Below are 23,488 nucleotides of genomic sequence, written 5' to 3'. Positions count from 1 at the left end.
CGATGCGGTCACCCCGACCCATTGCGCGGCACAGCCGCGCGCACGGCGACGGCGAGATCGGGCGGGTGCACTCGTGGGACATGTCCACGGGCGTGGACGGTCCCGGAACCCGCTTCGTGCTCTTCCTGAACGGCTGCCCGCTGCGCTGCCTGTACTGCTCCAACCCCGACACCTGGCACCTGCGCGACGGCCAGCGGACGAGCGCCGACGAGGTGATGGACAAGATCACCGCCTGCCGCGACTTCCTCCTCGCGACCGGCGGAGGCGTGACGATCACCGGAGGCGAACCCCTGCTCCAGGCGCCCTTCGTCGAAACGGTGCTGGGCCGCTGCCGCGAACGGGGCCTGCACACGGCACTGGACACCTCCGGCTTCCTCGGCGCCCGGGCCGGCGATCGACTGTTGTCGGTGACCGACCTGGTCCTGCTCGACATCAAGTCCTTCGACCCGGATGCCTACCGCGATCTCACCGGCCGCGAGCTCGCGCCCACCCTCGCGTTCGCCCGCCGGCTCGCCGCGGCAGAGATCCCGGTGTGGCTGCGCTTCGTCCTGGTTCCGAACGTGACCGAGGACGCAGCGATGATCGACGAGTTGGCGGCGTTCGCCGCCGGGCTGGGCAACGTCGAACGCGTCGACGTGCTGCCCTTCCACAAACTCGGTGCCGCCAAGTACGACAACCTCGGCATCGTCTTCCCGCTGCGGGACACACCGTCGCCCACGGCCGAGCTCGTCGCTCGCGTCAGTGCGCAGTTCCGAGCACACGGACTGCGGGCCCACTGAGCGGCGGTGTGACCGCGCACGACGACCTGCGTGAGCGTGACAGATACCGCGCGAACGCCGCATCGGGAGAGGAATGGCTGCGTCCGAGGTCATCATCGCCTGGATCACCGCGGACGGCGCGCTCGCCGGCACCCCCGCGAGGCGGCGGCGGGCCGCTTCGGGGCTCGGGCGACGGTACGTGCGTGGACGCCCGGCCTCGGCCGAACCCGTACCGCGCCGCTGCGACCTCCTCCCGGGCGTCGCGGCGGGCCGGGCGGCTCGGCCACCAGGGGCAGTCGGCCCTGGTGGATGCCCGGTCGCAGCGGGACGGTGGGGATGAGGCTCCACCGATCCTCGCGAATGGAGATGCGACATGGACCGGACACCGCTCGTGGTCGCGGCGACCGACGGGTCACCAGCCTCGACCGACGCCTTGATCGAGGCCGCCGACGAGACGGCCCGCCGGGACGCGGAACTGGAGATCGTCTTCGTCTGGGAGTGGCCGGCACACGAGCGGCACGCGGGGTACGGCGTCGCGTTGCGCGACCGCGTGGAACGGATCCGCCGCGACGCCGTGAGGACGGCGCGGGCCCGGCAACCCGGGATCGGGATCCGCTGCTCGGTTGTGCACGACACCCCCGTGGCAGGCCTGTTGGAGGTGGCCAAGCGCGCCGATCTGCTGGTCGTGGGCAGTCGGGGGCACGGCGGGTTCACCGGGATGCTCGTGGGATCGGTGAGCCTGGGCCTGGCCGGCCGGGCGAGCTGCCCCGTCCTGGTGGTCCGCAGCCGGGTGCCGGCCGATCTTCCGGTGCTGGTGGGTGTCGCCGGAGAGGACAGCCGGCCTGCCGTGGAACGCGCCTGTACCGAGGCCGAATCGCGCCGGGTGGGGCTGATCGCGCTGCACGCCTGGGACTTCCCGGAGATCCCGTTCTCACTCCTGGAGACGCAGGGAGCGGAGTCCCCCTATCACCGGGCCCAGGAGTTCGCGCGGTACGTGCTCGCGGCCGCGGTGTCGCCGATCCGTGAACGACACCCGCAGGTACCGGTGGAGGAACGTGTGGTGCGCGCCGGGCCCGGCGCGGCACTGGTCGAGGCATCGAGGGACGCGGGCCTGGTGGTCCTGGGGCGGCATCGGTCGCCGCACCACTTCGGCCCTCGATTGGGGCACGTACCGATCGCGTTGCTGCATCACGCGCACGCGCCACTGCTGGTCCTGCCGCCCGACTGAGCACGTCCGCTTCGCGCCGGAAACCGCCGCGTGGCCGGCACCCCGCGGTTTCCGGCCGCGGCGCGTCGGGGCGGGTCGGTCGATGGGCACGAGCAGTCCTCGGAGCGTACGTGTGCCGCGCGCGGACGACGAGAATCGGGCAGCGCGCGAAGGCGGCGACGGACAGCAGACGGAGCCCGGCGGCAGGCCCGCGAACCGGCCCAGGCCGCGACCGGGCGCGGCCTTCGTCGCCCGCACGCGAGCGCGCCGCAGGCCCCGGGGGACGCCGAGAGCACGTCGACCGGAGCCTGCCGGGTGTCAGTTCCGCGAGGAGTCGTCGTCCGCCGAGGCGTGTGGTCCGTACAGGTCCAGCAACCGAAGCCGGCTCGCCTGGAGTCGGGCGGCGATCACCTGTGCGCACGCGAGGGTGATCGCGCGGCCGAAGTCGGGGTCGCGTTCGCATTCGGCACGGACGGCCGCGGCGTCGAATTCCAGGGCGCGGACGGTTCCGACGGCCTGCGCGCCCAGGTGCCACTGGTAGGGCGGGAACAGCCAACTCCATCCGATGAGTTCGCCGCTGCCCAGAGTCTCCACGGCTGCCGCGTGGCGGCCGGGGACGTGTACGTCCAGACAGACGGAGCCGCCTTCGACGAGCCAGAAGTTGCGGGCCGGGTGGCCTTCCTCGAACAGGCGGGAGCCCGATTCGAACGTGACCGGCCGGCCGAAGGCCAAGAGTCGGTCCAGGTGTTCTTTGGGGATGCGGCCGATCCGGCCGGTGGCGTGGAACACGGGATCCTCCTCAGCGGCCGGGCGTGCGGCGGGCGAAGTGCGCCGGGCCGGGCCTGACGTGACTGTCGTCGAAGTCGAAGGTGAGGGTGTGGGTCACGTTTTCCACGCCGTCGACGGCCCGGCACAGGCGAAGCACGATGTCGATCAGACTGCGGTTGTCGACGTTTCCGGACAGGCATACGACGGCGTCGCGCACGTCCACCTCGATCGTTCCGGGCTCGAGCCACAGCGCGGTGCGCAGCACGTCGTGCTCGATCTCGGCGCGGATCTCCGTGTCCGGGCGCAGGAAGGTACGGAGCAGGTCGCAGCGGCTGACTATGCCCACCAGGCGACCGTCGCCGTCCGTCACGGGGAGGCGCTTGACGTGGTGGCGGTCCATCAGACGCGCGCCGCGCAGCGTGCTCGACGTGGGGTCCACGCTCACCACGGGAGTGGTCATCAGGTCGCGCGCGGTGTGTCCCTCGCCCTTGGTGTGGCGGTTCGTCAGCCGGCGCAGGCCGGGCAGGAGGTGGGCGTCCTCGGCCTGCTCCACCTGGGCGCGCAGCAGGTCGGCCTCCGAGACGATGCCCAGGATTCGCCGCTCGTCGTCGACGACCGGCACGGCGCTGATCCGGTGGGTGTCCAGTACTGCGACGATGTCCTGGAACTCGGCGTCGGGACCGACGGAGGCGACCTCGCGGGTCATGACGTCCTCGATCTTCCGGTGCAACATGCGAACCCCCTGGCTGATGTGCGACGAATCGCCGAGGCGTCGACGACGTCTTCGGTCGGACACCACGAGCGTCTCGCCGATTCGGGCGGTATGACAGGGCCGCGTTGCCCGGCGGGCAGGGGCCGTTCGACCCGGTCCGGCAGAGGTACGTCGCCGGGGGCGTGCCCTACGCCCCCGGAAGGCTCGGTGACCATCGGCGCCGCCGCCCGGCTCTACTGGCTGCTCACGCACGCTCGCCAGGCGAGCCGGGGCCGCTTCGTCCGCGACGTGACGGCTTCCGGAACCGCCTGGCGTTCTCCTATCGGTCGATCCAGGGCAGCGGCTCCCAGACCGTCTACTACGGACTGTTCGCCCTCCTCCTCGGCAACCCGGTCTACGTCTACCTCGAGCGCGACCGCGGCGAATACGGCGAGCAGGCGACGCGCTCCGCATCCGCGTCCCCCGGGGCCGGCGGCGCGCTCGCGTGCGGGCGGCGAAGGCCGCGCCCGGGTTCCCGAGCGGCCCGCCACCTCGGAGACCTCCCCGAAGTCCCCTGGTCACGCGGCCTGACCGCCTCGACGGACGCGACGCGGTGCACTCGTCGACGAACCCGGATCACGCTCGTCCTGACCGGCATCGGAGGGCAACCGGCCCGCGTTTTTCGACTGGTGGGACTCCACCACGCCATCGCGTGCCGCTTGGTGACCCCGCCCGCGCCTCGAAGCGGCGAATCCCAAGTCGCCGTCGTCCTGGATCCACCCCTGGAACCCGCGCGAGCGGACCGTCTGGGATGCCGGTATCCCATTCCGGGAAGCCCAGCATCCCCATTCGGCCCTGGTCGTCCCGGGACCACCGACCCTGTCCGGCCCGCGTCGACGCCCCGAGAATGATCATCGGGTCGACCCGACCGGGCGAGCGCGTCCGTCACCTCGGAGGCACGCCTTGGCAGCCGGGATCACCACTGAAGCCGTCGCCGGGGCACGCCTCCTCCGTACCACCGGAGCGACTTGGTCGCCGAGGGTCTGACCAACCGACAGATCGCCGAACGCACACACGTCGCCGAGAAGACCGTCAAGAACTACGTGTCCACCCTGCTGGACAAGAGCTCGGTTTTGAACGCCGTGTCCAGGCCGCGATCTTCGCGGGAACGCTGTCGCACCGAACGTCCGCATGACAGGGTTCCGCGCGCACTCGTTGCCGCAGCCCTGTCACGGTCGAGCCGCGGCGAGGACGCGGGCATTGTTCAGTTCGCTTGCGCGGGCTCGCTTGTCATGTGCCGGCGCCAGGGCTCGACCGGCGCCGCGCTCGCCGTCGGTGAGGACCAGGACGTCGTCGGGTGTGACCGTCACGCCCAGGATCGCCGGCAAGATTCGGATGCAGCATGATCTCTTCCGCGATCCGTTCGGCGAGCCGGTCCACCACGGCTGCGACCGGGCCCGACAGGCCGATCCCCAGAGTGGTGTCGGCCCCCTCGACGGCGAAGACGACCAGCTTCCCGGGTAGGCGGTCCAATTCACGGGCGAGTTCGAAGGCGTCGCCCAGTCCGAGCCCGTGCGAACTCGTCGCGCCGCCCGTCCGCGGCAGTTGCTCACTCTCCAGCTCCAAGCGATGTACCCGACCCGGGTGCCCGGGGTGCGCGTGTGCGGCATCCACCACGATGGCGAAGTCGGCGCCTTCGCAGAGCGTGATCAGTCGGCCCGGATCGCCGTCGCACACAGAAAGAGTGGTTTCGCTCGGGAGTGGCCATTCCTCGGCTCGTTGCCCGAGCCGGGCCACGACGGCCCAACCCACACCGTCGTCGTGGCGGAACTCGTTCCCGACGCCGATGACGGCGATTCGCATGACGCGTTGCATGGACTCGGCGCTTCCCGTCGATCGGGCTCGCCAGTCGTACCAGCTCCGTCCGAGGTCCGTACGGGGAACAGACAGGGCCATCCGGCCCCAACTTGGGCGAGTCGGGCCATGGTCGACAGCGGGTCCACGCCCATACTGGCCGCGACGGCATCATCGGCGGCACCTGGAGGCCGGCATGGCGGATGACGGCGGTACCGCTGCGGTGATCGACAAGGACGGTTTGGACGCGCTGATCAGGGTCTTGGCCGGGCGAGGCCGCACAGTCGTGGGACCGACAGTCAGCGACGGAGCGATCGTCCTGGCCGAGATTGGCGATGGTGCGGAACTTCCCTATGGCTGGGGGGTCGAACTGGAGGCCGGCGTATACCGGCTGCGTGCCCGCGAGGACGGTGCCGCGTTCGCACACAGCGCCGGCCCGCAGTCCTGGAAGAATTTCCTGCACCCGCCACGTGAGCGGCAGTGGACCGCGGACCGCGGCGCCGACGGCGAGTTGGTGATGAAAGAGGCCCGCCCGTCGCCAATGTCGTACGCATTCCTCGGCGTACGCCCCTGCGATCTGCGGGCCATCGCGCTCCAAGACCGGATCCTGACAGGTGGGAAGTACACCGACGCGGCCTATAGAGGGCGCCGCGAGCGCGCCTTTCTGGTGGCGGTCGAGTGCACCGAACCGGGTGCCACCTGCTTCTGCGTGTCCATGGGAACTGGACCGGCCGCTGGGCCCGGCTATGACTTGGCGCTGACGGAGGTTCTCGACACCGACGGTCACCGCTTCCTCGTGCGAGCCGGGAGCGAGGAGGGCGAGTCGGTCCTGGCCGAACTCCCGCGTCGCCCCGCCGACGCGGTCACCCGAACCGCAGCCCGCGAGGGTGTCGCCGCCGCGGGGGAGAGGATGGGCCGCAGCATGCCGTTGGTGGACCTGAGGATGTTGATGCGCGAAACCCTCACGGCCGAGCGCTGGGACGACGTCGCGTCACGATGCCTGACCTGCGGCAACTGCACGATGGTCTGCCCGACCTGCTTCTGTACCACCACCGAGGACGTCACGGACCTGACCGGTGACCACGCCGAGCGATGGCGGCACTGGGAATCCTGCTTCGACCTCGACTTTTCCCACCTGCAGTCCGGCCCGGTCCGTGACTCCCCGCGCAGCCGGTACCGGCAGTGGGCCACCCACAAACTCGGCACCTGGTACGACCAGTTCGGCAGCTCCGGCTGCGTCGGCTGCGGGCGGTGCATCGTGTGGTGCCCGGTGGGCATCGACATCACCGAGGAGGCCCACGCGCTGAACATGGAACGGTCGGCCACCCGTCGGGAGCGAGGGGAAGGCCCGCAGTGACCGTTGTTCGCCACGGCTTTCTCGGTGCCTTGCCATCCGGGCACCGTCAGCGACTGGTCGCACTCGCCCACGACATCTCATTCCCGAGCGGTACCCGCATCTTCGAGGAAGACGGCGTCGCCGACCGGTTCTGGATCATCCATTCGGGGCTCGTCGTGCTCGACGTCCACGTGCCGGGGCGGCGTGCGGCCATCGTGGAGACCCTGGCCGAAGGTGATCTGCTCGGCTGGTCCTGGCTCTTCGAGCCATACCGTTGGCACCTCGGCGCACAAGCCCGTGGCACCGTGGCGGCGTCCGAGTTCGACGCGGAGCGCGTTCGCGCCGCTTGCGAGGACGACCCCGCGTTCGGCTCGGCGTTGACCAACTGCGTTGCGCAGGTGATCGCACGGCGGCTGAAGTCCACCCGCACCCGGCTACTCGACCTGTACGGACCCGGCAACGCCGACGAGGCGAGATGACTCCTTTCGCACCATCGACCGGGTACCCGGCGGCGGTTCCCGTCCCCTATCGGGTAGTGCACCGCGAAGCCGAGACGTCCGACACCGCCACGATCGTCCTGGAGCCGGTCCACTCGCCTCTGCCACCTTTCAGTCCAGGGCAGTTCGCCATGGTCTACGCGTTCGGCGTCGGCGACATCCCGCTGTCGGTGTGCGGGATCGACGGACACCGGCTGACCCACACCGTCCGTACGGTCGGGGCGATCTCCGGCACGCTGCACGGCCTACGCCCCGGTGACACGGTCGGGGTGCGCGGCCCGTTCGGTACCGGCTGGGAGCTGTCCGCGGCAGCCGGACTCGACCTGCTCGTCGTGGCGGGAGGAATCGGTCTGGCCCCGCTGCGCCCGCTGGTACGCGACGCGCTCGCCGCGCCCGAACGGTATGGGCGGCTGAACGTTCTCATCGGAGCGCGCACGCGCCGTGATCTGGTCTACGGCGAAGAGGTTCGAGGTCTGCGCTCGACCGCCCGCGTCCTGACCACGGTCGACCGCCCGGATCCCCTGTGGCAGGGCGAGGTCGGCGTCGTCACGACCCTGCTCGACCGGGCCGCCTTCGATGCGCGGAAGGCGGCGGCCTTCATCTGCGGTCCCGAGCCGATGATCCGGGCCACCGCCGCCGACTTGCTGCACCGGGGAGTCCCTCCGGACCGGATCAAGGTCTCCCTGGAACGCAATATGCAATGCGCGACGGGCCACTGCGGGCACTGTCAGCTCGGCCCCCTCCTGCTGTGCCGAGACGGCCCTGTTCTGGCCTGGAGTCGAGCCCGCCCCCTTCTCATGGTCAGGGAGTTGTGACATGAAGGGGAGCAACCGTCCGAAACTTGCCGTCTGGAAGTTCGCCTCCTGTGACGGCTGCCAACTCACCCTGCTGGACTGCGAGGACGAACTCCTCGGTATCGCGCAGAAGTTGGAGATCGTCCACTTCCTGGAAGCGTCCAGCGCGACCGCGCCGGGCCCGTACGACCTGTCGTTGGTCGAGGGTTCGGTGACCACTCGGCAGGACATCGATCGAATCCTGCATATTCGGACCGTTTCCCGACGCCTGGTGACCATCGGTGCCTGCGCTACCGCCGGCGGAGTCCAGGCGTTGCGCAACTACGCCGATGTCGCCGAGTTCCAAGCCGTCGTCTACGCCCGACCGGACTACATCGAGACACTCGCCTCGTCCACGCCGATCAGCGCCCATGTCCCCGTCGACTTCGAACTGCGCGGCTGTCCCATCGACCGGGGCCAACTCGTGGAGGTCATCACGGCCTATCTGGCCGGGCGCAAGCCGAACGTGCCCGCGCACAGCGTCTGCTTCGAGTGCAAGCAACGAGGCACGGTCTGCGTGACGGTGGCCCACGGCACGCCCTGTCTCGGCCCGGTGACCCACGCCGGCTGCGGTGCTCTCTGCCCCGCGTACGGACGAGGCTGCTACGGCTGCTTCGGTCCCTCCGACTCGACCAACTTCCCCGCGTTCATCCCACTGCTGCGCCGCGACGGCATGGACACCCTCGACGTGGTGCGGGTGCTGCGCACCTTCAACACCGCTGCCGAGGAGTTCGACGCGGCCTCCCGGAAGGAACTGGAATCGTGACCCACCGCGGTTCCAGGGTGCTGCACGTCGGATCGCTCGCCCGGGTCGAGGGCGAAGGCGCCCTGTACCTGCGGATGGACGGCGGCGAGGTGGCCGAGGCCCGGCTGGCGATTTACGAACCGCCGCGCTTCTTCGAGGCGTTTCTGCGCGGACGCTCGTATACCGAACCCCCGGACATCACCTCCCGGGTGTGCGGGATCTGCCCCGTCGCCTACCAGATCAGCGCCTGCCGCGCGGTCGAAGACGCGTGCGGCGTCGTGCCGGACGGACAGTTGGCCGCACTGCGGCGACTGCTCTATTGCGGCGAGTGGATCGAGAGCCAGACCCTGCACATCCACCTCCTCCACGCGCCCGACTTCTTCGGCTGCGACAGCGCCATCGACCTGGCCCGTACCCACCGCGCCGACGTGGAACGTGGCCTTCGGCTCAAGCAGGCCGGCAACGCCATTCTGGAACTGCTGGGGGGGCGAGCGATCCATCCGATCAACGTCCGTCTCGGTGGCTTCCATCGCACCCCAACCGCGATCGAACTGCGGCCACTCGCCGAGCAGTTGCGCCGGGCCCGCGACGACGCGCAGGAGACGGTGCGCTGGGTGGCAGGCTTCGATTTCCCCGACTCCTGGTGCGACAACGACCTGCTCGCATTGGCCGAACCCGGCACCTACGCCATCGAGTCCGGCACCCCCACCGTTATGGCCGCGCCGTCCACCGCCGGCCTTCCCTCCGAATCCGACCGGGTGCTGCCCACCCGCACCTTCGCAATTCACGAGTTCGGCGATCACGTCGTCGAGAGCCAGGTGCCCCACTCCACAGCCCTCCATTCCCTGCTGGACGGCCGACGCCATCTCACCGGCACACTCGCCCGTTATGCCATCAGCGGACGCTGGCTCTCCCCGATCGCCCTCCAGGCCGCTCACGACGCCGGACTCGGCGACCCCCGGCAGGGAACCGTGTGCCGAAATCCCTTCCGCAGCATCATCGTCCGAGCGGTCGAGGTGCTGTACGCGATCGACGAGGCGCTGCGCATCATCGACGGCTACGAACCCCCGCGACGCCCCTGGGTCGACGTGCCCTCACGAGCCGGCACCGGGCATGGGGCGACCGAGGCTCCACGCGGCCTGCTGTACCACCGCTACACCCTCGACGGCGAGGGGACCGTCACCGACGCCGTCCTCATTCCGCCGACCGCACAGAACCAGGGCGCGATCGAGGAGGACCTGCGCCGCCTCGTGCAGCGGCGTCTGGGAGACGGCGAGGTTACGGACGCCGAGCTGACCGCCCTGTGCGAACGGGCGATCCGCAATCACGACCCCTGTATTTCATGCTCGGCCCATTTCCTCGATCTCACCGTCGAGCGCTGATCGATCGGCTGCGCCGACCGGGTCAGCACGCACGGGTGGCCGGACGTCGAGGTGTAGACGACCCCGCGACGCGGGCGATTTCGCGATGAGGGAATCGCGGCGGCCCACGAGGTGTGTCACTCGGCCCGCTCGCCCGGGCCACTCGGCCCTACGGCGGCCACCCACGCGGCGTGACGCTGGGGGCGCAAGCGTTACCGCTCACGTTCGGAAAGGCGGACGCCATGAAGGCTCTGACCTACCACGGCGCCGGAACCCACCGGTGGGAGGACGTGCCCACCCCCACCGTCCGCGACCCCCAGGACGCGGTGATCCGTGTGGACGCCGTCACCATCTGCGGCACCGACCTGCACATCCTCAAGGGCGACGTGCCCGAGGTCGAACCGGGCCGCATCCTTGGCCACGAGGCAATCGGCACCATCACCGAAATCGGCCCCGGTGTACGGGGCTTCGTCCGCGGCGACCGTGTGCTGATCTCGTGTATCTCCTCGTGCGGGCGCTGCCGCAACTGCCGCGTCGGCGCCTACGGACAGTGCGCCGGCGGCGGGGGCTGGGTGCTGGGCCACCTCATCGACGGCACCCAGGCCGAATACGTCCGGGTGCCCTTCGCGGACACCTCCCTGCACAAGCTCCCGGAGGTCGTCGGCGACGAGGAGGCCCTGATGCTCGCCGACATCCTGCCCACGTCCTACGAGGTGGGCGTCCGCAACGGACACGTTTGCCCCGGTGACACCGTCGTCGTCGTGGGAGCCGGGCCCATCGGCCTCGCCGCCATCACCACCGCGCGCCTCTTCTCCCCCTCACGCGTCGTCGCCGTCGACCCCTCGCCCGCACGCCGTGACGCCGCGAAGCGGTTCGGTGCCGACGTCGTCCTGGACCTCCCCGAGGCCGACCCCGACGTGCTCGCCTCGCTCACCAGGGACGGACAGGCGGCGCACGTGGCCATCGAGGCCGTCGGCGTGCCCGAGTCCTTCGAACTGTGCACCCGCCTGGTCCGCGCCGGCGGCCACGTCGCCAACGTGGGCGTGCACGGGAAACCGGCCATCCTGCACCTCGAGGACCTGTGGATCCGCAACCTCACCATCACCACCGGCCTGGTCGACACCATCAGCACACCGCTGCTCCTGGACCTGCTCGCCGAGGGCCGGCTCGGCACGGAGGGGATGATCACCCACCGGTTCGACCTCGACGAGATGCTCACCGCCTACGACACCTTCGCCCGCGCGGGGGAGACCGGCGCGCTCAAGGTCGCCCTCTTCCGCCGGTGAGCCACCCCTGCCCCAACCGCGTTCCACGAGATCCGAGGAGGATCCCGCGATGACCGTACGAGTGGGAATCAACGGCTTCGGCCGCATCGGCCGCAACTACCTGCGGGCCGTCCTGGGCCGCGCCGACGATGGCGCCACCTCCGTCGAGGTGGTCGCGATCAACGACATCGCCCCCGCCGCCACGCTCGCCCACCTGCTCCAGTACGACTCCACCTACGGCGTTCTGGCCCGCTCGGTCGAGGCCGACGGCGACACGATCGTCGTCGACGGCGTCCCCATCGCCGTCACCGCCCACCGCGATCCCGCCGCGCTCGCGTGGGACAAGTACGGCGTCGACATCGTGATCGAGGCCACCGGCCGCTTCCGCACCCGCGAGGACGCCGGCGCGCACCTGAAGTCCGGCGCCGGCAAGGTGCTGCTCTCCGCCCCGGGCCGCGGCGTCGACGCCACCATCGTGATGGGCGTCAACGAGGGCGACTACGACCCGAGCACCGACCACGTCGTCTCCGCCGCCTCCTGCACCACCAACTGCGTCGTGCCGATGGTCAAGGTCCTGCACGACGCGTTCGGCATCGAACGCGGCCTGATGACCACCATCCACGGCTACACCAACGACCAATCCCTGCTCGACGCTCCCCACAAGGACCTGCGCCGGGCCCGTTCCGCCGCGCTGAGCATGATTCCCACCAGTACCGGCGCGGCCCGCTCGGTCGGTCTGGTCCTGCCCGAACTGGCCGGCGCCCTGGACGGTATCTCGGTTCGCGTCCCCGTCGAGGACGGCTCGCTCACCGACCTGACCCTGATCCTGCGCCGGGAGACCGACGCCGCGGGCGTCAACGCGGCCTTCGAGGCGGCTGCCGCGGGTCCGCTGCGCGGCATCCTGCGCGTCAGCCACGCGCCGATCGTCTCCCGCGACGTGATCGGCGACCCGTACTCGTGCGTCGCCGACGCCGAACTCACCCAGGTCAACGGCGACCTGGTCAAGGTTTTCGGCTGGTACGACAACGAATGGGGCTACACCAACCGCCTGCTCGACCTGACCGAGTACGTCGCCCGCCGTCTCTGAGCCGTCACATCATCCGAACCCCGCAGGAAGGCCGGACATGACCACCGCGTACGTGTACGACTTCACCGAAGGCTCCCGCGAACAGGCCGGGTTGCTCGGCGGCAAGGGCGCCAACCTCGCCGAGATGACCCGCCTCGGGCTTCCGGTCCCGCCCGGCTTCACCGTGGGCACGAACGCGTGCCGCGCCTTCCTGCGCACCGGGAACGTCCCGGAAGGACTGGACGGCGAGATCGCCGCCCACCTGAACCGCCTGGAACAGCTCACCGGGCGCTGCCTGGGCCAGGCCGACGACCCGCTGCTGGTGTCGGTACGCTCGGGCGCCCGCTTCTCCATGCCCGGCATGATGGACACGATTCTCGACGTCGGACTCAACGACGCGTCCGTGATCGGCCTCGCCAAGACCACCGGCCGCGAACGCTTCGCCTGGGACTCCTATCGGCGCCTGGTGCAGATGTACGGCGCCACCGTGCTCGGCATCGACGCCGCCCGCTTCGAAGCCGTGCTGACCCGGCGCAGGCGACAGGTCGGGGCCGGCGACGACCTGGGTCTGGACGCGCGCCAACTCGCGGAAACGGGCCGCGAGTTCCAGGCGATCATCCACGCCGTGACGGGCCGGGAGTTCCCGCAGGACCCGCGCGAGCAACTGCGGCGCGCGGTGGTGGCCGTGTTCGAGTCGTGGAACGGCGAACGCGCCGCGGTCTACCGCCGGCGCGAGCACATCGCGGACGACCTCGGCACCGCGGTGAACATCCAGGTCATGGTCTTCGGCAACCTGGGGCCCGACTCGGGCTCGGGCGTCGCCTTCACTCGGGACCCGGGCACCGGTCGGCCCGGCGTCTACGGCGACTACCTCCCCGACGCCCAAGGCGAGGACGTGGTCTCGGGCGTGCGGGACGCCCTCGCGCTCGACGAACTCGAGCACCTGGACCCGGACTCGCACGCCCGACTGCGCGCCCACCTGCGCCTGCTGGAAGCGCACTACCGGGACCTGTGCGACGTCGAGTTCACCATCGAACGCGGCCGACTGTGGGTGTTGCAGACCAGGGTCGGCAAGCGCACCCCCGAGGCGGCGTTCCGGATTGCCTGCGCCCTCGTGGACGAGGGGATGATCACCTGGCCCGAGGCCCTGTCGCGGGTGAACGCCGAACAACTCGACCACCTCACCTTCCCCCGCTTCGACGCGGATCCCGACACTCCGATCCTGGCGCACGGCGTACCGGCCTCGCCCGGAGCCGCGGTCGGCGCCGTCGTCTTCGACGTCGCCCAGGCGGTCCGCCGAGCCGAGGCCGGCGAGCACGTGGTGCTGGTCCGACACGAGACCAGCCCCGACGACCTGCCCGGCATGATCGCCGCCGAGGCCGTCCTCACCGGCCGCGGCGGCAAGACCAGCCACGCGGCAGTTGTCGCCCGCGGCATGGGCAAGGTGTGCGTGTGCGGGGTGGCGGAACTCGACATCGACCCCGAGCACCACCGGTTCACCACCGCCGACGGCATCGTGATCGAAGAGGGCACCGTGGTCTCCGTCGACGGCACCGCCGGCACCGTGCACCTCGGCGCACTGCCGTTGGTCGCCTCCCCGGTCACCCGCTACCTCGAGACCGGCACCCGAACGCCCGGCATCGTCGACGCCGTCGCCCGCTGCCTGGAACAGGCCGACGAGATCCGTCGAATGGACGTCCTGGCCAACGCGGACACGCCCGAGGACGCGGCCCGCGCCCGACGCCACGGAGCGCGCGGCATCGGACTCTGCCGCACCGAGCACATGTTTCTGGGTGCCCGTCGCCGGCTGGTCGAGGACATGATCCTCGCCCGCACCGACGCCGAACGCGACGCCGCCCTGGCGGCGCTGCTCCCGCTCCAACGCGAGGACTTCACCCGAATCCTGGCCGCGATGGACGGACTGCCGGTCACCATCCGCCTGATCGACCCACCCCTGCACGAATTCCTGCCCGACCACACCGAATCGGCCGTCCGGATCGCTCGCGCACAGGCCCTGGGACAGCCGCCGAATCCCCGCGACCTGCGCCTGCACGAAGCCGGCGAGCTGCTCCACGAGGAGAACCCGATGCTGGGCCTGCGCGGCGTACGCCTCGCGCTCGCGGTACCCGGCCTGATCGCCACCCAGGTCCGCGCGGTCGCCGAGGCCGTCGTCGCCCGCGTGCGCGCCGGCGGCGACCCGCGCGCGGAGATCATGATCCCGCTCGTGGCCACCGAGGCGGAACTGCGCATCGTTCGCACCGAGGTCGAACGCGTGCTCGCCGAGGTCCGCGCCCGCACGGGCATGGACGTGAACTGCCCGATCGGCACCATGATCGAACTGCCCAGAGCCGCACTGACCGCGGGCGAGATCGCCCGCTCGGCGGACTTCTTCTCGTTCGGCACCAACGACCTGACCCAGACCACGTGGGGCCTGTCCCGCGACGACGCCGAGGCGTCGTTCCTCGCCGCCTACCTGGAACAGGGCATCCTCTCCGTCTCCCCGTTCCAGACCATCGACCGCGACGGGGTCGGACGACTGGTCCGAATCGGCGTCGACCAGGGCCGTGCGACCACACCGAACCTGCGCATCGGCGTGTGCGGAGAACACGCGGGCGACCCCGACTCGATCCACTTCTTCCACGACTGCGGCGTCGACTACGTCTCCTGCTCGCCCTACCGCCTCCCCGGCGCCCGCCTGGAAGCCGCCCGGGCCGCGATTGCCGCCCGCCCCAACCGGGCCGAGCCCGCACACACCGAACCCCAGCCCGACTGAGCAGCACCGAGGACCGTCCGCGTCGGTAGGACGGCCCCGTCGAGAAGGAGGATCCAATGGACAACGAGACGGCCGGAACCCGCCTTCCCGACATGGTCGACATTCCCCGCAACATCCGCACCCGACGCGAACAACTGGGCCTGACCCGGGCGGACGTCTGCGCCCGGGCAGGGCTGCCCCTGAAGTGGCTGGTGGAACTCGAGGCCGGAGACGCCCCCTTGACCCGGGCCGCCCTCGGCGGCCTTGCGGCGGTGCTGGAGACCAGTGTCACCGCGCTCGTGTCCGGCACCGTGAGTACGCCGCCGACCACCCGGGAGGAACCGAGCAGCCCGGATGCCCGCAAGCTGATCCCGATGAGCGAAAACGAGTGCTACGCCCGGCTCACGACCCACGAGGTCGGTCGTCTCGCCGGCGGCGTGGACCACACGCCGTGGGTACTTCCCGTCAACTATGTGCCCGACGGCAGGGATATCGTCTTCTCCACCCGACCCGGCTCACCACTCGCCCACGTTCGCGGAACGGTGGCCTTCGAAGTGGACGACGTGGACCGGTACGCCCGACTGGGCTGGAGCGTCCTGCTGATCGGTGTGGTCGAGCCCGTCACCGACCCCGTCGACATCGCCAGGCTCACCGAAGCCGGAGGCGATACCTGGCCCACCCGGCACAACGAACTGTGGTTCCGTATTCGTCCCGGCCGGGTGACCGGCCGCCGGCTGCGCCCACGCACAGGTCGGCGGTAACCACCTCCAGGGCGCAGTGACAATCCGTCGTCGCTTCGTGGTGGTGACTGCTTCCGCCGAACGTCCGAACGTCCGAACGCCCGAACCCGATTGCCGGGTTCGGGCGTTCGACGGCGCGCGAGATCAGGCGTCCGGCGCGGGGACGAACACCACCGGGGTGTTGCTGTGACGCAGGCAGTACACGCCGGTGGGGCCCGGGATCGTGGGGCACTCGATGCCGCTGGTGCCCAGCACGAGCAGCCGGGCACTTCGCGCGTGGGCGACCAAGACCTCGCCGGCCGTGCCGCGCAGCGGGGTCGCCACGATCCGCTCGGGCGGGATCGGGGCGCGCACCAGGCTTGCCAGGGCGTGCTCCAGCCGCTCGCGGGCCACCGACAGCGGGGCGTCGGGCCGGTCCAGGGTCGGGCGCTCGGGATCGGCGTCCGTCCAGGCCGCGACCACGTCCAGGACCGCCCCGAGTTCGGCGGCCTCGCGAGCGGCCCAGCGCAAGGCGACGGCGGATCCGAAGGAGCCATCCAAGCCCACCACGATCCGGCCCCGCAGCCGGTTCCCGGTGGTTGCGTCGGCGGGGACGGCGCCCTGCCGAGGGGACACGCCGTTGGTTTCCCGGTCGAAGCGGGTGCCGAGCGATTCCATGTCTGACTCCTTCGTGTGGTCGTGGTCGCCATCGAGTGCCGAACGCCGAAGGTTTCGGCAGGGCCGATCAGGTGTCGCGTGTCGGGGGGAGTATCGGTTCCAGTCGGAAGAGCACCGGCCCGTGGTCCCTGGGGCCGTGCGCTGGCTTGCGTCCGGCGAGTGCCGAGACCAGATCGCGAGCCGTCACCAAGCCGACCATCGTGTCGTCGTCGGTGACCGCGAGCGCGTCGACCGCGTGGTCGGTCATCACGCCGGCCACCTCGGCGAGTCGAGCGGTGATCGGCACGTGCGGCTGGGAACCGCCGGGCAGGAGGTCGCCCACGTAGCGCTCGGCCAGCGAGATCGCCGGGAGCGCACATGCCACCGCCAGTTCGTCCCGCTCCAGCAGCCCCACACAGCGCCCGTCCTCGTTCACGACGGGAAGGTGGTGGAACCCGGTGCGCTGGATGAGCTCCCAGGCCATCAACAGGGATTCGTCACTCGCGACGGTGAGCAACGCCGTGCTCATCACGTCGGCCACGCTTCGCTCACCCACGGACGCGTTCGCGTGCGTGGTGGAGCTGCCACCCGGGGCGGTTTCGCTGCTCGTCCTCATCGCACTCGCCTCCTGTGTGTCCGGGGTCCGCGATCGCGCGGTGCGCCCTGTCTCCACCATCGGACCTTCCCGGCCCCGGACACAGGGCCGGTGGGGGTGGTGGGCCGGGCCGAAGGTCCCGGGCCCCGGGTCTGGGCGGCCCTGTGCCCGCCGGTGGAGCGCGAGCACGCTGAGAGTGAGGGGTCGATCGGATCTCGCGGTACCGGCCCCGCAGCCCGAGCCGTCGGCACGCGACGATTGGAAAGCTCATGAGCACCGGAACCCACCTTCCCGGCCTCGGGGTCCTGGTCGGCTACGACGGTTCACCCGGCGCAGAACGCGCGCTGGCCTGGGGCGCCCACGCCGCCGCCGAGGCGAAAACGCCGCTGTATCCGGCGATGGCCATTCCCGTCGCCGCTCTCGGTCGGCACGGTCACTCGGAGGAGGTTCGTGAAGGCGCCCGCGCCCTGCTGGAGCGGGCGGCGGACCGCAGCCGCGCCGCCCACCCGCACCTGGCGGTCGAGACATCGCTGGTCGAAGGGCCGGCGGCGGATGCGATCCTGGAGGCGAGCCGACGGGCCGAGCTGATCGTGGTCGGCAGCCGAGGCCTTGGCGGCTTCGCCGGGCTGCTGCTCGGATCGGTGTCCCTGCGCGTGTGCGCGCACACGACCTGCCCCGTGGTGGTCGTACCCGAGGCGGCCGACGAGGTGGACACCCCGAGCGTCGTCGTGGGCATCGCCGATCGCAGCGACGCGCCCGCGGTCGAGTTCGCCGTCGAGCGGGCTCGCCGCATCGGCGGCAGGGTGGTCCCCGTTCACGTGTGGACACTCGCGATGGCCGGCTACTGTCCCGGTGTGGTCGCGCCGCTGCTCGGGGACCCGCTGGACATGGCGGCAACCCACGACCACCTCCTGGCCGAAATCCTGGACCCGATCCGGGCACGGACACCGGATGTCACGATCGAGGCGATCGTCACGACCGGGGCCCCCGCCTACGCCCTGATCGCTGTCTCCGCGCACGCGGATCTCCTGGTGGTCGCCGCCCACCGGGCGCACGGACCCTTCCCGATGCGCCTGGGCCCCACCACTCACGCGGTGCTCCACCACGCGTCCTGTCCGGTGGCCGTCGTGCCGATACCCGTCGCAGGCCCATGAACGCCGCGGCGCCGCGACCGCGGCGCAGGCACCAAGGACTACGGCGATGGTTCCGAGCACTCGTCGGGCGTGAGCCGATGTACCGGCACTGTGAGGTCGTGCACGTGCGTTCGATGCTCTTGCTGACGCTCCTGACGCTGTTCGTGGTACCGCTGGCGATCGTGATGGCCGTCGACGCGAGCGCGACCTCCGGGGAGGCGACGCGGAATCGCCAACTCGCCGAAGAACGACGGGTTCCCGCCGTGCTGACCGCCAAGCCGCCCCAGGTGGCCGCGCCCGGCGCCGAGACGGTGGCGGCGAATGTGCGATGGGTCGCGGCCGACGGCGTCCCGCAAACCGGTACCGCGCGGGTGCCCCTGGGCACATCCGAGGGCGACACCACCCACATCTGGCTCGACGCCGCGGGTCGCCCCACAGACCCGCCGCTGACCCACACCGCGATCGTCGTCGACGAGATCGTCGCGGGGACGATGGCGTTCGGTGGGGCGTTCATGGTGATGGCGGGGGCCTTCGGCGTGGAGTGGTTGCTGATCTCCCGTCGTCGTGCGCTCGCGTGGGAGCGGGAGTGGGCAGTGGTGGAGCCGACCTGGAGCGGCCGCATCGAGCATTGAGCCTCGGCGAGCCACATGGACGCCCCGGCGTCCGGGAGTGCGGACCAAAGAGCCGGACATGAGGACCCGGGCCACTGCGCGAGTTGCTGCCCGATCCTCGCAACACCGTGATGATCGTCGGATTCGCTGTCAACGCATTTGGGCATGCGATCGCGTCGAGGGCGTGCGTACCCTGAGGATGTCCGGCACTTACGTGCCGGCGCGTGCGGAAACGGGGGGACATCCGCGGTCTGTCCGTGCATGCGGACGCCGACGAGGTCCTCAAGTGGCTGCGGGACGCGCCGGCCCCGAATACGACCCGTTCGGTACATGGTGAACCGGAGGCGGGGCGTGCTGTGGGAGCGTCTCGACGCGGAACCGGGTTGGCCTGCGGTCGCGCCCCGCCCGGGAGAACGGATATCGATCCGATGAACAGACCCGCACGGCCGCCGCCGCAGGACCCGTGGACCCTGGACTTCCAGGGCTTCGACGCCCAGGACGAGGGGCGGCGTGAGGCCCTGTGTGCGGTCGGCAACGGCTACCTGGTGACCAGGGGCGCGGCACCCGAGTCCCGGGCCGACGGAGTCCACTACCCCGGTACCTACCTTGCAGGCCGGTACGATCGCGCCGTCTCGACGATCGACGGCCACCGGGTGGAACACGAGGATCTGATCAATTGCCCGAACTGGCTGCCGCTCACGTTCCGAGCAGTCGACGCGCCGGGGTGGTTCGGCGAGGACCCCGAGACCCGGATCGTGTCGCAACGGATCGAACTCGACCTGCGCCGGGGAGTGCTCACCCGTGAGGCCCTGATCGCCGACGCGGCCGACCGGCGCACGCGCCTGCTCCAACGACGGATCGTGAGCCTCGCCGACCCGCACATCGCGGCGCTGGAGACGGTGCTGACCCCGGAGAACTGGTCCGGCCCACTGCACATCCTCTCGGCACTGGACGGCACCGTCACCAACACCGGAGTAGCCCGCTACCGGAGTCTGGTCGGCCGCCACCTGGTCCCGACGGGTCAGGGACAGGACGGGGAAACGTTGTGGCTGAGTGTGCGAGCGGCCGGTTCGCCGCTCCACATCGCCGTCGCATCGCGCATCCGCCTGCTCCCGGACGGTGCGGTCGCCGCGATCGAGCCCCTGTCCGAGACCCATCCGGGCCGACCCGCACAGGTCTTCACCGTCGACGCCGTCGCGGGGCGAGCGGTGACCGTCGAAAAGACGGTCGCCTTCCACACTTCCAGAGACCCGGCCGTCGACGACCCGAGGCCCGCCGCCGTCCGCGGCGTCGCCCCGGCGGGACCTTTCGACGCCGTGCTCCACGCCCACGCCGCGCGCTGGGCGCAACTGTGGCGCCGGTTTCGCACCGAGACCGAATTCGCCGACCGCGCCGGGGAGACGAACACCCTCCATCTGCACCTGTTCCACACCGCGCAGACCTACTCCGAACACACGGTGGACCTGGACGCCGGAATGCCGGCCCGAGGCTGGCACGGCGAGGGATATCGCGGTCACGTCTTCTGGGACGAGTTGTTCGTACTCCGAACGCTGAATCTGCGCACTCCCGAGATCAGCCGCGCCGTACTGCGCTACCGGCACCGGCGCCTGGACGCGGCCAGACGAGCGGCCCGGGACATCGGTCTCCGCGGCGCGATGTACCCCTGGCAGAGCGCCTGTGACGGCACCGAGCAAGCCCCGTGTACCCACCTCAACCCGATGTCCGGACGTTGGCTCCCGGACCGCACACATCTGCAACGCCACGTCGGCCTGGCTGTTGCCTACAACACCTGGCAGTACTACCAGGCCACCGGAGACCTCGATTTCCTGAACACGGCCGGCGCGGAGATGATGCTGGAGATCGCCCGCTTCTGGGCCGACATCGCGCACTACGACCCCACCCTGGAGCGATACCGAATCCGGGGCGTGATGGGCCCCGACGAGTACCACGACGCCTACCCGTGGGCCGACCATCCCGGCATCGACGACAACACCTACACGAACGTCCTCGCCTCCTGGGTGCTCGCGCGCGCGCTCGACGCGCTCGACGCGCTACCCGGATACCGGCGCGAGGAGTTGACCGAGCGACTCGACGTGAACTCCCTCGAACTCGACCGCTGGCGCAGTATCGCCCGTCGACTCCACGTCCCCTTCCACGACGGCGTGCCGAGCCAGTTCGCCGGATACGAGCGCCTCGCCGAGCTGGACTGGGAGCACTACCGGCGTCGATACCCGAACAACCGCCGCCTCGATCGCATCCTCGAGGCCGAAGGCGACAGCATCAACCACTACAAGGCATCCAAACAAGCCGACGTCCTGATGCTCTACTACCTCTTCCCGGCACAGGAAATCCGCGCCCTGCTGCGCCGCCTCGGCTACCCGGCCAGTCACGAGTTGGCGCAGCGCTCCATTGCCTACTACCGAGCGCGGACGGTACACGGATCGACGCTCAGTTCCGTGGTGCACGCGTGGGTGCTGGCCCGAACGGATCGCCGGCGATCCTGGCTCTTCTTCCGCGACGCCCTCGGCGGCGACGTTCTCGACGTGCAGGGCGGCACCACCGCGGAAGGCATCCACCTCGGTGCGATGGCAGGCACGGTGGACGTGCTACAGCGCTGCTACACCGGACTCGACACGCGCGGGGACGTGCTGTGGCTCGATCCACGCCTTCCCACCCGACTCGCTCGTCTGGAGGTCGAGTTGCGCTACCGGGGACACTGGGGGGTGGTGGTGACCATCACTCGACGGGAGGTCACCGTGAGCCTGCGTCCGAAGCAGCACGGATCGGTTCCGATCGGCTTCCGCGGCTCGGTGGTCGAGATCCCGCCCGGGGGCAGCCATACCTTCACCCTTTGAGAATCAAGTCTCCTGAATCAGCCGTTGGGCCCGTCCGGCCCGTCCGGCCGATTTCCACCGCGAGCCTTGCCCTCGCGGGCTGCGCTCGGCCACCCTGTCAAAGCCGCCTGGCGCTCCCGGTACTCCTGGGTGTCGATCTCGCCCCGGGCATACCGCAGAGCCAATATCTCGGTCGCCGACGAGTCGCCCGGCCCCGAAGCCCTGTGGTCGAGCGAGGGTCCCCGCGCCAACAGCCACACCACAGCGACGATCACCGCGATCAAGAGCAGCATCAGGACCGACCCCCACACCCACATCCAGCCGTCGTCCTCGTCCATGTGCCCGCCGTAACGCGCGGGCACCGCCGCCAGGGCCGGAACCAATTCCATCGTCCTCACCTTCCTCGGACGTCGTACCGGGTTCCCTTGTTCATGGTGCATCGGGGATCCGACGGGCACCGGAGCACTTCGGCCCACCGGCCCGGGCCGAACGACCCTCCCGGCCGGTGCCACCGCTTCGGACAGTGGAGAGTGAACGCGGTCCGGAGAGGCCGGCGCCGGATGCGCGTGCCGCTGACGGTGACAACAGCGGCGGACCGACAGACGGAGGGTGACGTGAACTCCGCGAGGACGCCTGTGGCAGCGAGGGATCGGTGCTCGCCGACGCCGGCGGTGATTCCCAGGATCCGTGACGTCATGAGCACGCCGGTCGTGCACGTCGCCCTGACGGACACGCCACGCACAGCACGAGAGCTGTTGCTCGCGCTGGGTCTTCGTCACCTCGCGGTCGTCGACCCGAGCACCGGAGCGGTGGTAGGCCTGGTGAGCGATCGTGAACTCGCCGAACCGCGGGCATCGCGCCACCTGGGAAGCCGCCCGCGCACGGTCGCCGAATTCGTCCGGCGCTGCGCGCCGATCGTCCGCCCCGAGGTCGACACACTTACCGCCGTCGAATGCATGCTCGACGCCGATGCCGACGCACTGATCGTCGCCGATCGGAGCCGGGTGCCGCTCGGAATCGTCACCGGGCACGATTTGGCACGGGTTCTGGCCCGAATCCATCACGATCCCAGGGGCGGATGACGGCCGCGTACGTTCGGTGCTCGTCGGGTGCTGTCGCCGGGCTCCGGGGCCGTCGTCGCCGCGGCGCCACCCGCGGAGTTTCGCCCCGACAGCCACGGGGCTACGGTTGAGGTGACGAGCGATATCGACAGGATGCCGACAGTCGTGTCGCCCCGGAGGCGGCCGTGCCGGTCGGGTAGGTGGGTCTTCCGTGTTGACCGTGGCAGTGAGCGATACGGCTCCCGCAGCACGCTTGGTCCTCTGCCCCCACGCCGGCGGAAACAGTCACGAGCTGGACGGCGTGTGGTGGCCTCGCTCGAGGGCGACGGTCGAGGAGCTCGCCGCGTTGTTCACGGGGATGGAACGTGTGGGTTCGTATTCGCGCGCGACGCTCGATCGAAGCCTGTGGCCCGGTATGTCCCGGCCGTTCCGGATCGCCGGGCTGGGCCGCGTCGTGCGGTGGGGCGGCTTCGTGGCCGGACAAGACCCTCACCGGATCGAACTCTTCTCGCTGATCGCCCCCTTCAGGGAACTTCTCGTGGTGCCGCCGCAGGTATCACCCCGGGTCGCGGCCCAACTCATGGACCCGAGCGAGTGGCCCGACAGGACTCACTCGCCCACCGAGCTCTTGAGCGAGGCTCTGGAGAGGGCGGACGAGACCGCGTTCGTACGGATTCCGGTGGCCCTCGGATCGGGTGAAGGCTAAAAGCCGATCGTGTCCTCGGCCTGCGGCTCCGCTACGGCC

22 protein-coding genes and 2 pseudogenes are annotated in these 23,488 nt (G+C 70.5%); 18 read left to right on the top strand and 6 right to left on the bottom strand.

What is annotated here, in order from left to right:
• Positions 1–2 precede the first annotated feature (2 nt).
• Both pflA and ACIBSV_RS46560 read left to right on the top strand, forming a co-directional pair.
• Positions 3–779: a pyruvate formate-lyase-activating protein gene (pflA, locus tag ACIBSV_RS46565; RefSeq protein ID WP_395873623.1), complete on the top strand. Its 777-nt coding sequence runs from the start codon at positions 3–5 to the stop codon at positions 777–779.
• A 352-nt stretch (positions 780–1,131) separates the two neighbouring features.
• Positions 1,132–1,986 (top strand): universal stress protein, encoded by an 855-nt coding sequence (locus ACIBSV_RS46560; protein ID WP_395873610.1) that lies wholly within the window; start codon positions 1,132–1,134, stop codon positions 1,984–1,986.
• A gap of 297 nt (positions 1,987–2,283) precedes the next feature.
• Here the strand turns inward: ACIBSV_RS46560 and ACIBSV_RS46555 are convergent, their stop codons facing one another.
• Positions 2,284–2,754, bottom strand: a complete 471-nt coding sequence (locus ACIBSV_RS46555) for a Crp/Fnr family transcriptional regulator (RefSeq protein ID WP_395873609.1) — start codon at positions 2,752–2,754, stop codon at positions 2,284–2,286.
• Positions 2,755–2,764: 10 nt separating this feature from the next.
• Positions 2,765–3,466 carry a CBS domain-containing protein gene (locus tag ACIBSV_RS46550; RefSeq protein WP_395873608.1) on the bottom strand — a complete coding sequence of 234 codons (702 nt, stop codon included), beginning with the start codon at positions 3,464–3,466 and terminating at the stop codon, positions 2,765–2,767.
• 983 nt (positions 3,467–4,449) lie between these two features.
• Between ACIBSV_RS46550 and ACIBSV_RS46545 the strand changes: the two are divergent.
• A pseudogene (locus ACIBSV_RS46545) lies at positions 4,450–4,619 on the top strand (response regulator transcription factor); the annotation flags it as partial.
• 95 nt (positions 4,620–4,714) lie between these two features.
• Here ACIBSV_RS46545 and ACIBSV_RS46540 read toward each other — a convergent pair.
• Positions 4,715–5,287, bottom strand: coding sequence for a hydrogenase maturation protease (locus tag ACIBSV_RS46540; RefSeq protein WP_395873607.1), 573 nt, complete (start codon positions 5,285–5,287; stop codon positions 4,715–4,717).
• A gap of 187 nt (positions 5,288–5,474) precedes the next feature.
• Here ACIBSV_RS46540 and ACIBSV_RS46535 point away from each other — a divergent pair, with 187 nt between their 5' ends.
• The 9 genes from ACIBSV_RS46535 (at position 5,475) to ACIBSV_RS46495 (ending at position 15,894) form a co-directional block, all read left to right on the top strand.
• Positions 5,475–6,635, top strand: a complete 1,161-nt coding sequence (locus tag ACIBSV_RS46535) for a 4Fe-4S dicluster domain-containing protein (protein WP_395873606.1) — start codon at positions 5,475–5,477, stop codon at positions 6,633–6,635.
• The gene (locus tag ACIBSV_RS46530) at positions 6,632–7,093 is read left to right on the top strand and encodes a Crp/Fnr family transcriptional regulator (RefSeq protein ID WP_395873605.1); all 462 of its coding nucleotides are present in this window, start codon (positions 6,632–6,634) and stop codon (positions 7,091–7,093) included. Before ACIBSV_RS46535 ends, ACIBSV_RS46530 begins: the two co-directional genes overlap by 4 nt.
• Positions 7,090–7,926 carry an FAD/NAD(P)-binding protein gene (locus ACIBSV_RS46525; RefSeq protein WP_395873604.1) on the top strand — a complete coding sequence of 279 codons (837 nt, stop codon included), beginning with the start codon at positions 7,090–7,092 and terminating at the stop codon, positions 7,924–7,926. The genes ACIBSV_RS46530 and ACIBSV_RS46525 overlap by 4 nt, the downstream gene beginning before the upstream one ends.
• A 1-nt stretch (position 7,927) precedes the next feature.
• The gene (locus ACIBSV_RS46520) at positions 7,928–8,710 is read left to right on the top strand and encodes an oxidoreductase (protein WP_395873603.1); all 783 of its coding nucleotides are present in this window, start codon (positions 7,928–7,930) and stop codon (positions 8,708–8,710) included.
• Positions 8,707–10,071 carry a Ni/Fe hydrogenase subunit alpha gene (locus tag ACIBSV_RS46515; RefSeq protein WP_395873602.1) on the top strand — a complete coding sequence of 455 codons (1,365 nt, stop codon included), beginning with the start codon at positions 8,707–8,709 and terminating at the stop codon, positions 10,069–10,071. Before ACIBSV_RS46520 ends, ACIBSV_RS46515 begins: the two co-directional genes overlap by 4 nt.
• 221 nt (positions 10,072–10,292) lie before the next feature.
• Positions 10,293–11,336, top strand: coding sequence for a zinc-dependent alcohol dehydrogenase family protein (locus ACIBSV_RS46510; RefSeq protein WP_395873601.1), 1,044 nt, complete (start codon positions 10,293–10,295; stop codon positions 11,334–11,336).
• Between the two features lie 49 nt (positions 11,337–11,385).
• Positions 11,386–12,402, top strand: a complete 1,017-nt coding sequence (gene gap, locus ACIBSV_RS46505; RefSeq protein ID WP_395873600.1) for a type I glyceraldehyde-3-phosphate dehydrogenase — start codon at positions 11,386–11,388, stop codon at positions 12,400–12,402.
• Between the two features lie 37 nt (positions 12,403–12,439).
• The gene (ppdK, locus tag ACIBSV_RS46500) at positions 12,440–15,154 is read left to right on the top strand and encodes a pyruvate, phosphate dikinase (protein WP_395873599.1); all 2,715 of its coding nucleotides are present in this window, start codon (positions 12,440–12,442) and stop codon (positions 15,152–15,154) included.
• 56 nt (positions 15,155–15,210) lie between these two features.
• The gene (locus ACIBSV_RS46495; RefSeq protein WP_395873598.1) at positions 15,211–15,894 is read left to right on the top strand and encodes a helix-turn-helix domain-containing protein; all 684 of its coding nucleotides are present in this window, start codon (positions 15,211–15,213) and stop codon (positions 15,892–15,894) included.
• A gap of 123 nt (positions 15,895–16,017) precedes the next feature.
• Here the strand turns inward: ACIBSV_RS46495 and ACIBSV_RS46490 are convergent, their stop codons facing one another.
• Complete coding sequence (locus ACIBSV_RS46490; RefSeq protein ID WP_395873597.1) at positions 16,018–16,530, bottom strand: universal stress protein; 513 nt, start codon at positions 16,528–16,530, stop codon at positions 16,018–16,020.
• A 67-nt stretch (positions 16,531–16,597) separates the two neighbouring features.
• Complete coding sequence (locus tag ACIBSV_RS46485) at positions 16,598–17,125, bottom strand: HPP family protein (RefSeq protein ID WP_395873596.1); 528 nt, start codon at positions 17,123–17,125, stop codon at positions 16,598–16,600.
• A gap of 248 nt (positions 17,126–17,373) precedes the next feature.
• Here ACIBSV_RS46485 and ACIBSV_RS46480 point away from each other — a divergent pair, with 248 nt between their 5' ends.
• The 4 genes and pseudogenes from ACIBSV_RS46480 to ACIBSV_RS46465 all read left to right on the top strand — a co-directional run bounded on the left by ACIBSV_RS46480 (position 17,374) and on the right by ACIBSV_RS46465 (position 21,703).
• A complete protein-coding gene (locus ACIBSV_RS46480; protein ID WP_395873595.1) occupies positions 17,374–18,258 on the top strand; it encodes a universal stress protein in 885 nt (294 codons plus the stop codon).
• A gap of 104 nt (positions 18,259–18,362) precedes the next feature.
• Positions 18,363–18,869 carry a hypothetical protein gene (locus tag ACIBSV_RS46475; RefSeq protein ID WP_395873594.1) on the top strand — a complete coding sequence of 169 codons (507 nt, stop codon included), beginning with the start codon at positions 18,363–18,365 and terminating at the stop codon, positions 18,867–18,869.
• Positions 18,870–19,072: 203 nt separating this feature from the next.
• A pseudogene (locus ACIBSV_RS46470) lies at positions 19,073–19,183 on the top strand (MBL fold metallo-hydrolase RNA specificity domain-containing protein); the annotation flags it as partial.
• A gap of 93 nt (positions 19,184–19,276) precedes the next feature.
• A complete protein-coding gene (locus ACIBSV_RS46465; protein ID WP_395873622.1) occupies positions 19,277–21,703 on the top strand; it encodes a glycoside hydrolase family 65 protein in 2,427 nt (808 codons plus the stop codon).
• Positions 21,704–21,720: 17 nt separating this feature from the next.
• On the opposite strand, the gene ACIBSV_RS46460 is transcribed toward ACIBSV_RS46465, so the two are convergent.
• Positions 21,721–22,071 carry an SHOCT domain-containing protein gene (locus tag ACIBSV_RS46460; RefSeq protein ID WP_395873593.1) on the bottom strand — a complete coding sequence of 117 codons (351 nt, stop codon included), beginning with the start codon at positions 22,069–22,071 and terminating at the stop codon, positions 21,721–21,723.
• Between the two features lie 306 nt (positions 22,072–22,377).
• Here ACIBSV_RS46460 and ACIBSV_RS46455 point away from each other — a divergent pair, with 306 nt between their 5' ends.
• Both ACIBSV_RS46455 and ACIBSV_RS46450 read left to right on the top strand, forming a co-directional pair.
• A complete protein-coding gene (locus ACIBSV_RS46455) occupies positions 22,378–22,764 on the top strand; it encodes an HPP family protein (RefSeq protein WP_395873592.1) in 387 nt (128 codons plus the stop codon).
• Positions 22,765–22,954: 190 nt separating this feature from the next.
• Positions 22,955–23,449 carry a DUF5994 family protein gene (locus ACIBSV_RS46450; RefSeq protein WP_395873591.1) on the top strand — a complete coding sequence of 165 codons (495 nt, stop codon included), beginning with the start codon at positions 22,955–22,957 and terminating at the stop codon, positions 23,447–23,449.
• Positions 23,450–23,488: the final 39 nt, after the last annotated feature.

The sequence above is a fragment of the Embleya sp. NPDC050154 genome (assembly GCF_044460165.1).
Classification (GTDB): Bacteria; Actinomycetota; Actinomycetes; order Streptomycetales; family Streptomycetaceae; genus Embleya.
This window is presented reverse-complemented; position numbering and strand designations above follow the sequence as displayed.

What these genes read in the sequence shown, in the direction of transcription:
- ACIBSV_RS46495 (WP_395873598.1), top strand. Translation starts at nt 15,211, where the DNA reads ATGGACAACGAGACGGCCGGAACCCGCCTTCCCGACATGGTCGACATT.
- gap (WP_395873600.1), top strand. Translation starts at nt 11,386, where the DNA reads ATGACCGTACGAGTGGGAATCAACGGCTTCGGCCGCATCGGCCGCAAC.
- ACIBSV_RS46560 (WP_395873610.1), top strand. Translation starts at nt 1,132, where the DNA reads ATGGACCGGACACCGCTCGTGGTCGCGGCGACCGACGGGTCACCAGCC.
- ACIBSV_RS46485 (WP_395873596.1), bottom strand. Translation starts at nt 17,125, where the DNA reads ATGAGGACGAGCAGCGAAACCGCCCCGGGTGGCAGCTCCACCACGCAC.
- ACIBSV_RS46535 (WP_395873606.1), top strand. Translation starts at nt 5,475, where the DNA reads ATGGCGGATGACGGCGGTACCGCTGCGGTGATCGACAAGGACGGTTTG.
- ACIBSV_RS46520 (WP_395873603.1), top strand. Translation starts at nt 7,928, where the DNA reads ATGAAGGGGAGCAACCGTCCGAAACTTGCCGTCTGGAAGTTCGCCTCC.
- ACIBSV_RS46465 (WP_395873622.1), top strand. Translation starts at nt 19,277, where the DNA reads ATGAACAGACCCGCACGGCCGCCGCCGCAGGACCCGTGGACCCTGGAC.
- ppdK (WP_395873599.1), top strand. Translation starts at nt 12,440, where the DNA reads ATGACCACCGCGTACGTGTACGACTTCACCGAAGGCTCCCGCGAACAG.
- ACIBSV_RS46455 (WP_395873592.1), top strand. Translation starts at nt 22,378, where the DNA reads ATGAGCACGCCGGTCGTGCACGTCGCCCTGACGGACACGCCACGCACA.
- pflA (WP_395873623.1), top strand. Translation starts at nt 3, where the DNA reads ATGCGGTCACCCCGACCCATTGCGCGGCACAGCCGCGCGCACGGCGAC.
- ACIBSV_RS46550 (WP_395873608.1), bottom strand. Translation starts at nt 3,466, where the DNA reads ATGTTGCACCGGAAGATCGAGGACGTCATGACCCGCGAGGTCGCCTCC.
- ACIBSV_RS46490 (WP_395873597.1), bottom strand. Translation starts at nt 16,530, where the DNA reads ATGGAATCGCTCGGCACCCGCTTCGACCGGGAAACCAACGGCGTGTCC.
- ACIBSV_RS46540 (WP_395873607.1), bottom strand. Translation starts at nt 5,287, where the DNA reads ATGCGAATCGCCGTCATCGGCGTCGGGAACGAGTTCCGCCACGACGAC.
- ACIBSV_RS46460 (WP_395873593.1), bottom strand. Translation starts at nt 22,071, where the DNA reads ATGGAATTGGTTCCGGCCCTGGCGGCGGTGCCCGCGCGTTACGGCGGG.
- ACIBSV_RS46525 (WP_395873604.1), top strand. Translation starts at nt 7,090, where the DNA reads ATGACTCCTTTCGCACCATCGACCGGGTACCCGGCGGCGGTTCCCGTC.
- ACIBSV_RS46510 (WP_395873601.1), top strand. Translation starts at nt 10,293, where the DNA reads ATGAAGGCTCTGACCTACCACGGCGCCGGAACCCACCGGTGGGAGGAC.
- ACIBSV_RS46480 (WP_395873595.1), top strand. Translation starts at nt 17,374, where the DNA reads ATGAGCACCGGAACCCACCTTCCCGGCCTCGGGGTCCTGGTCGGCTAC.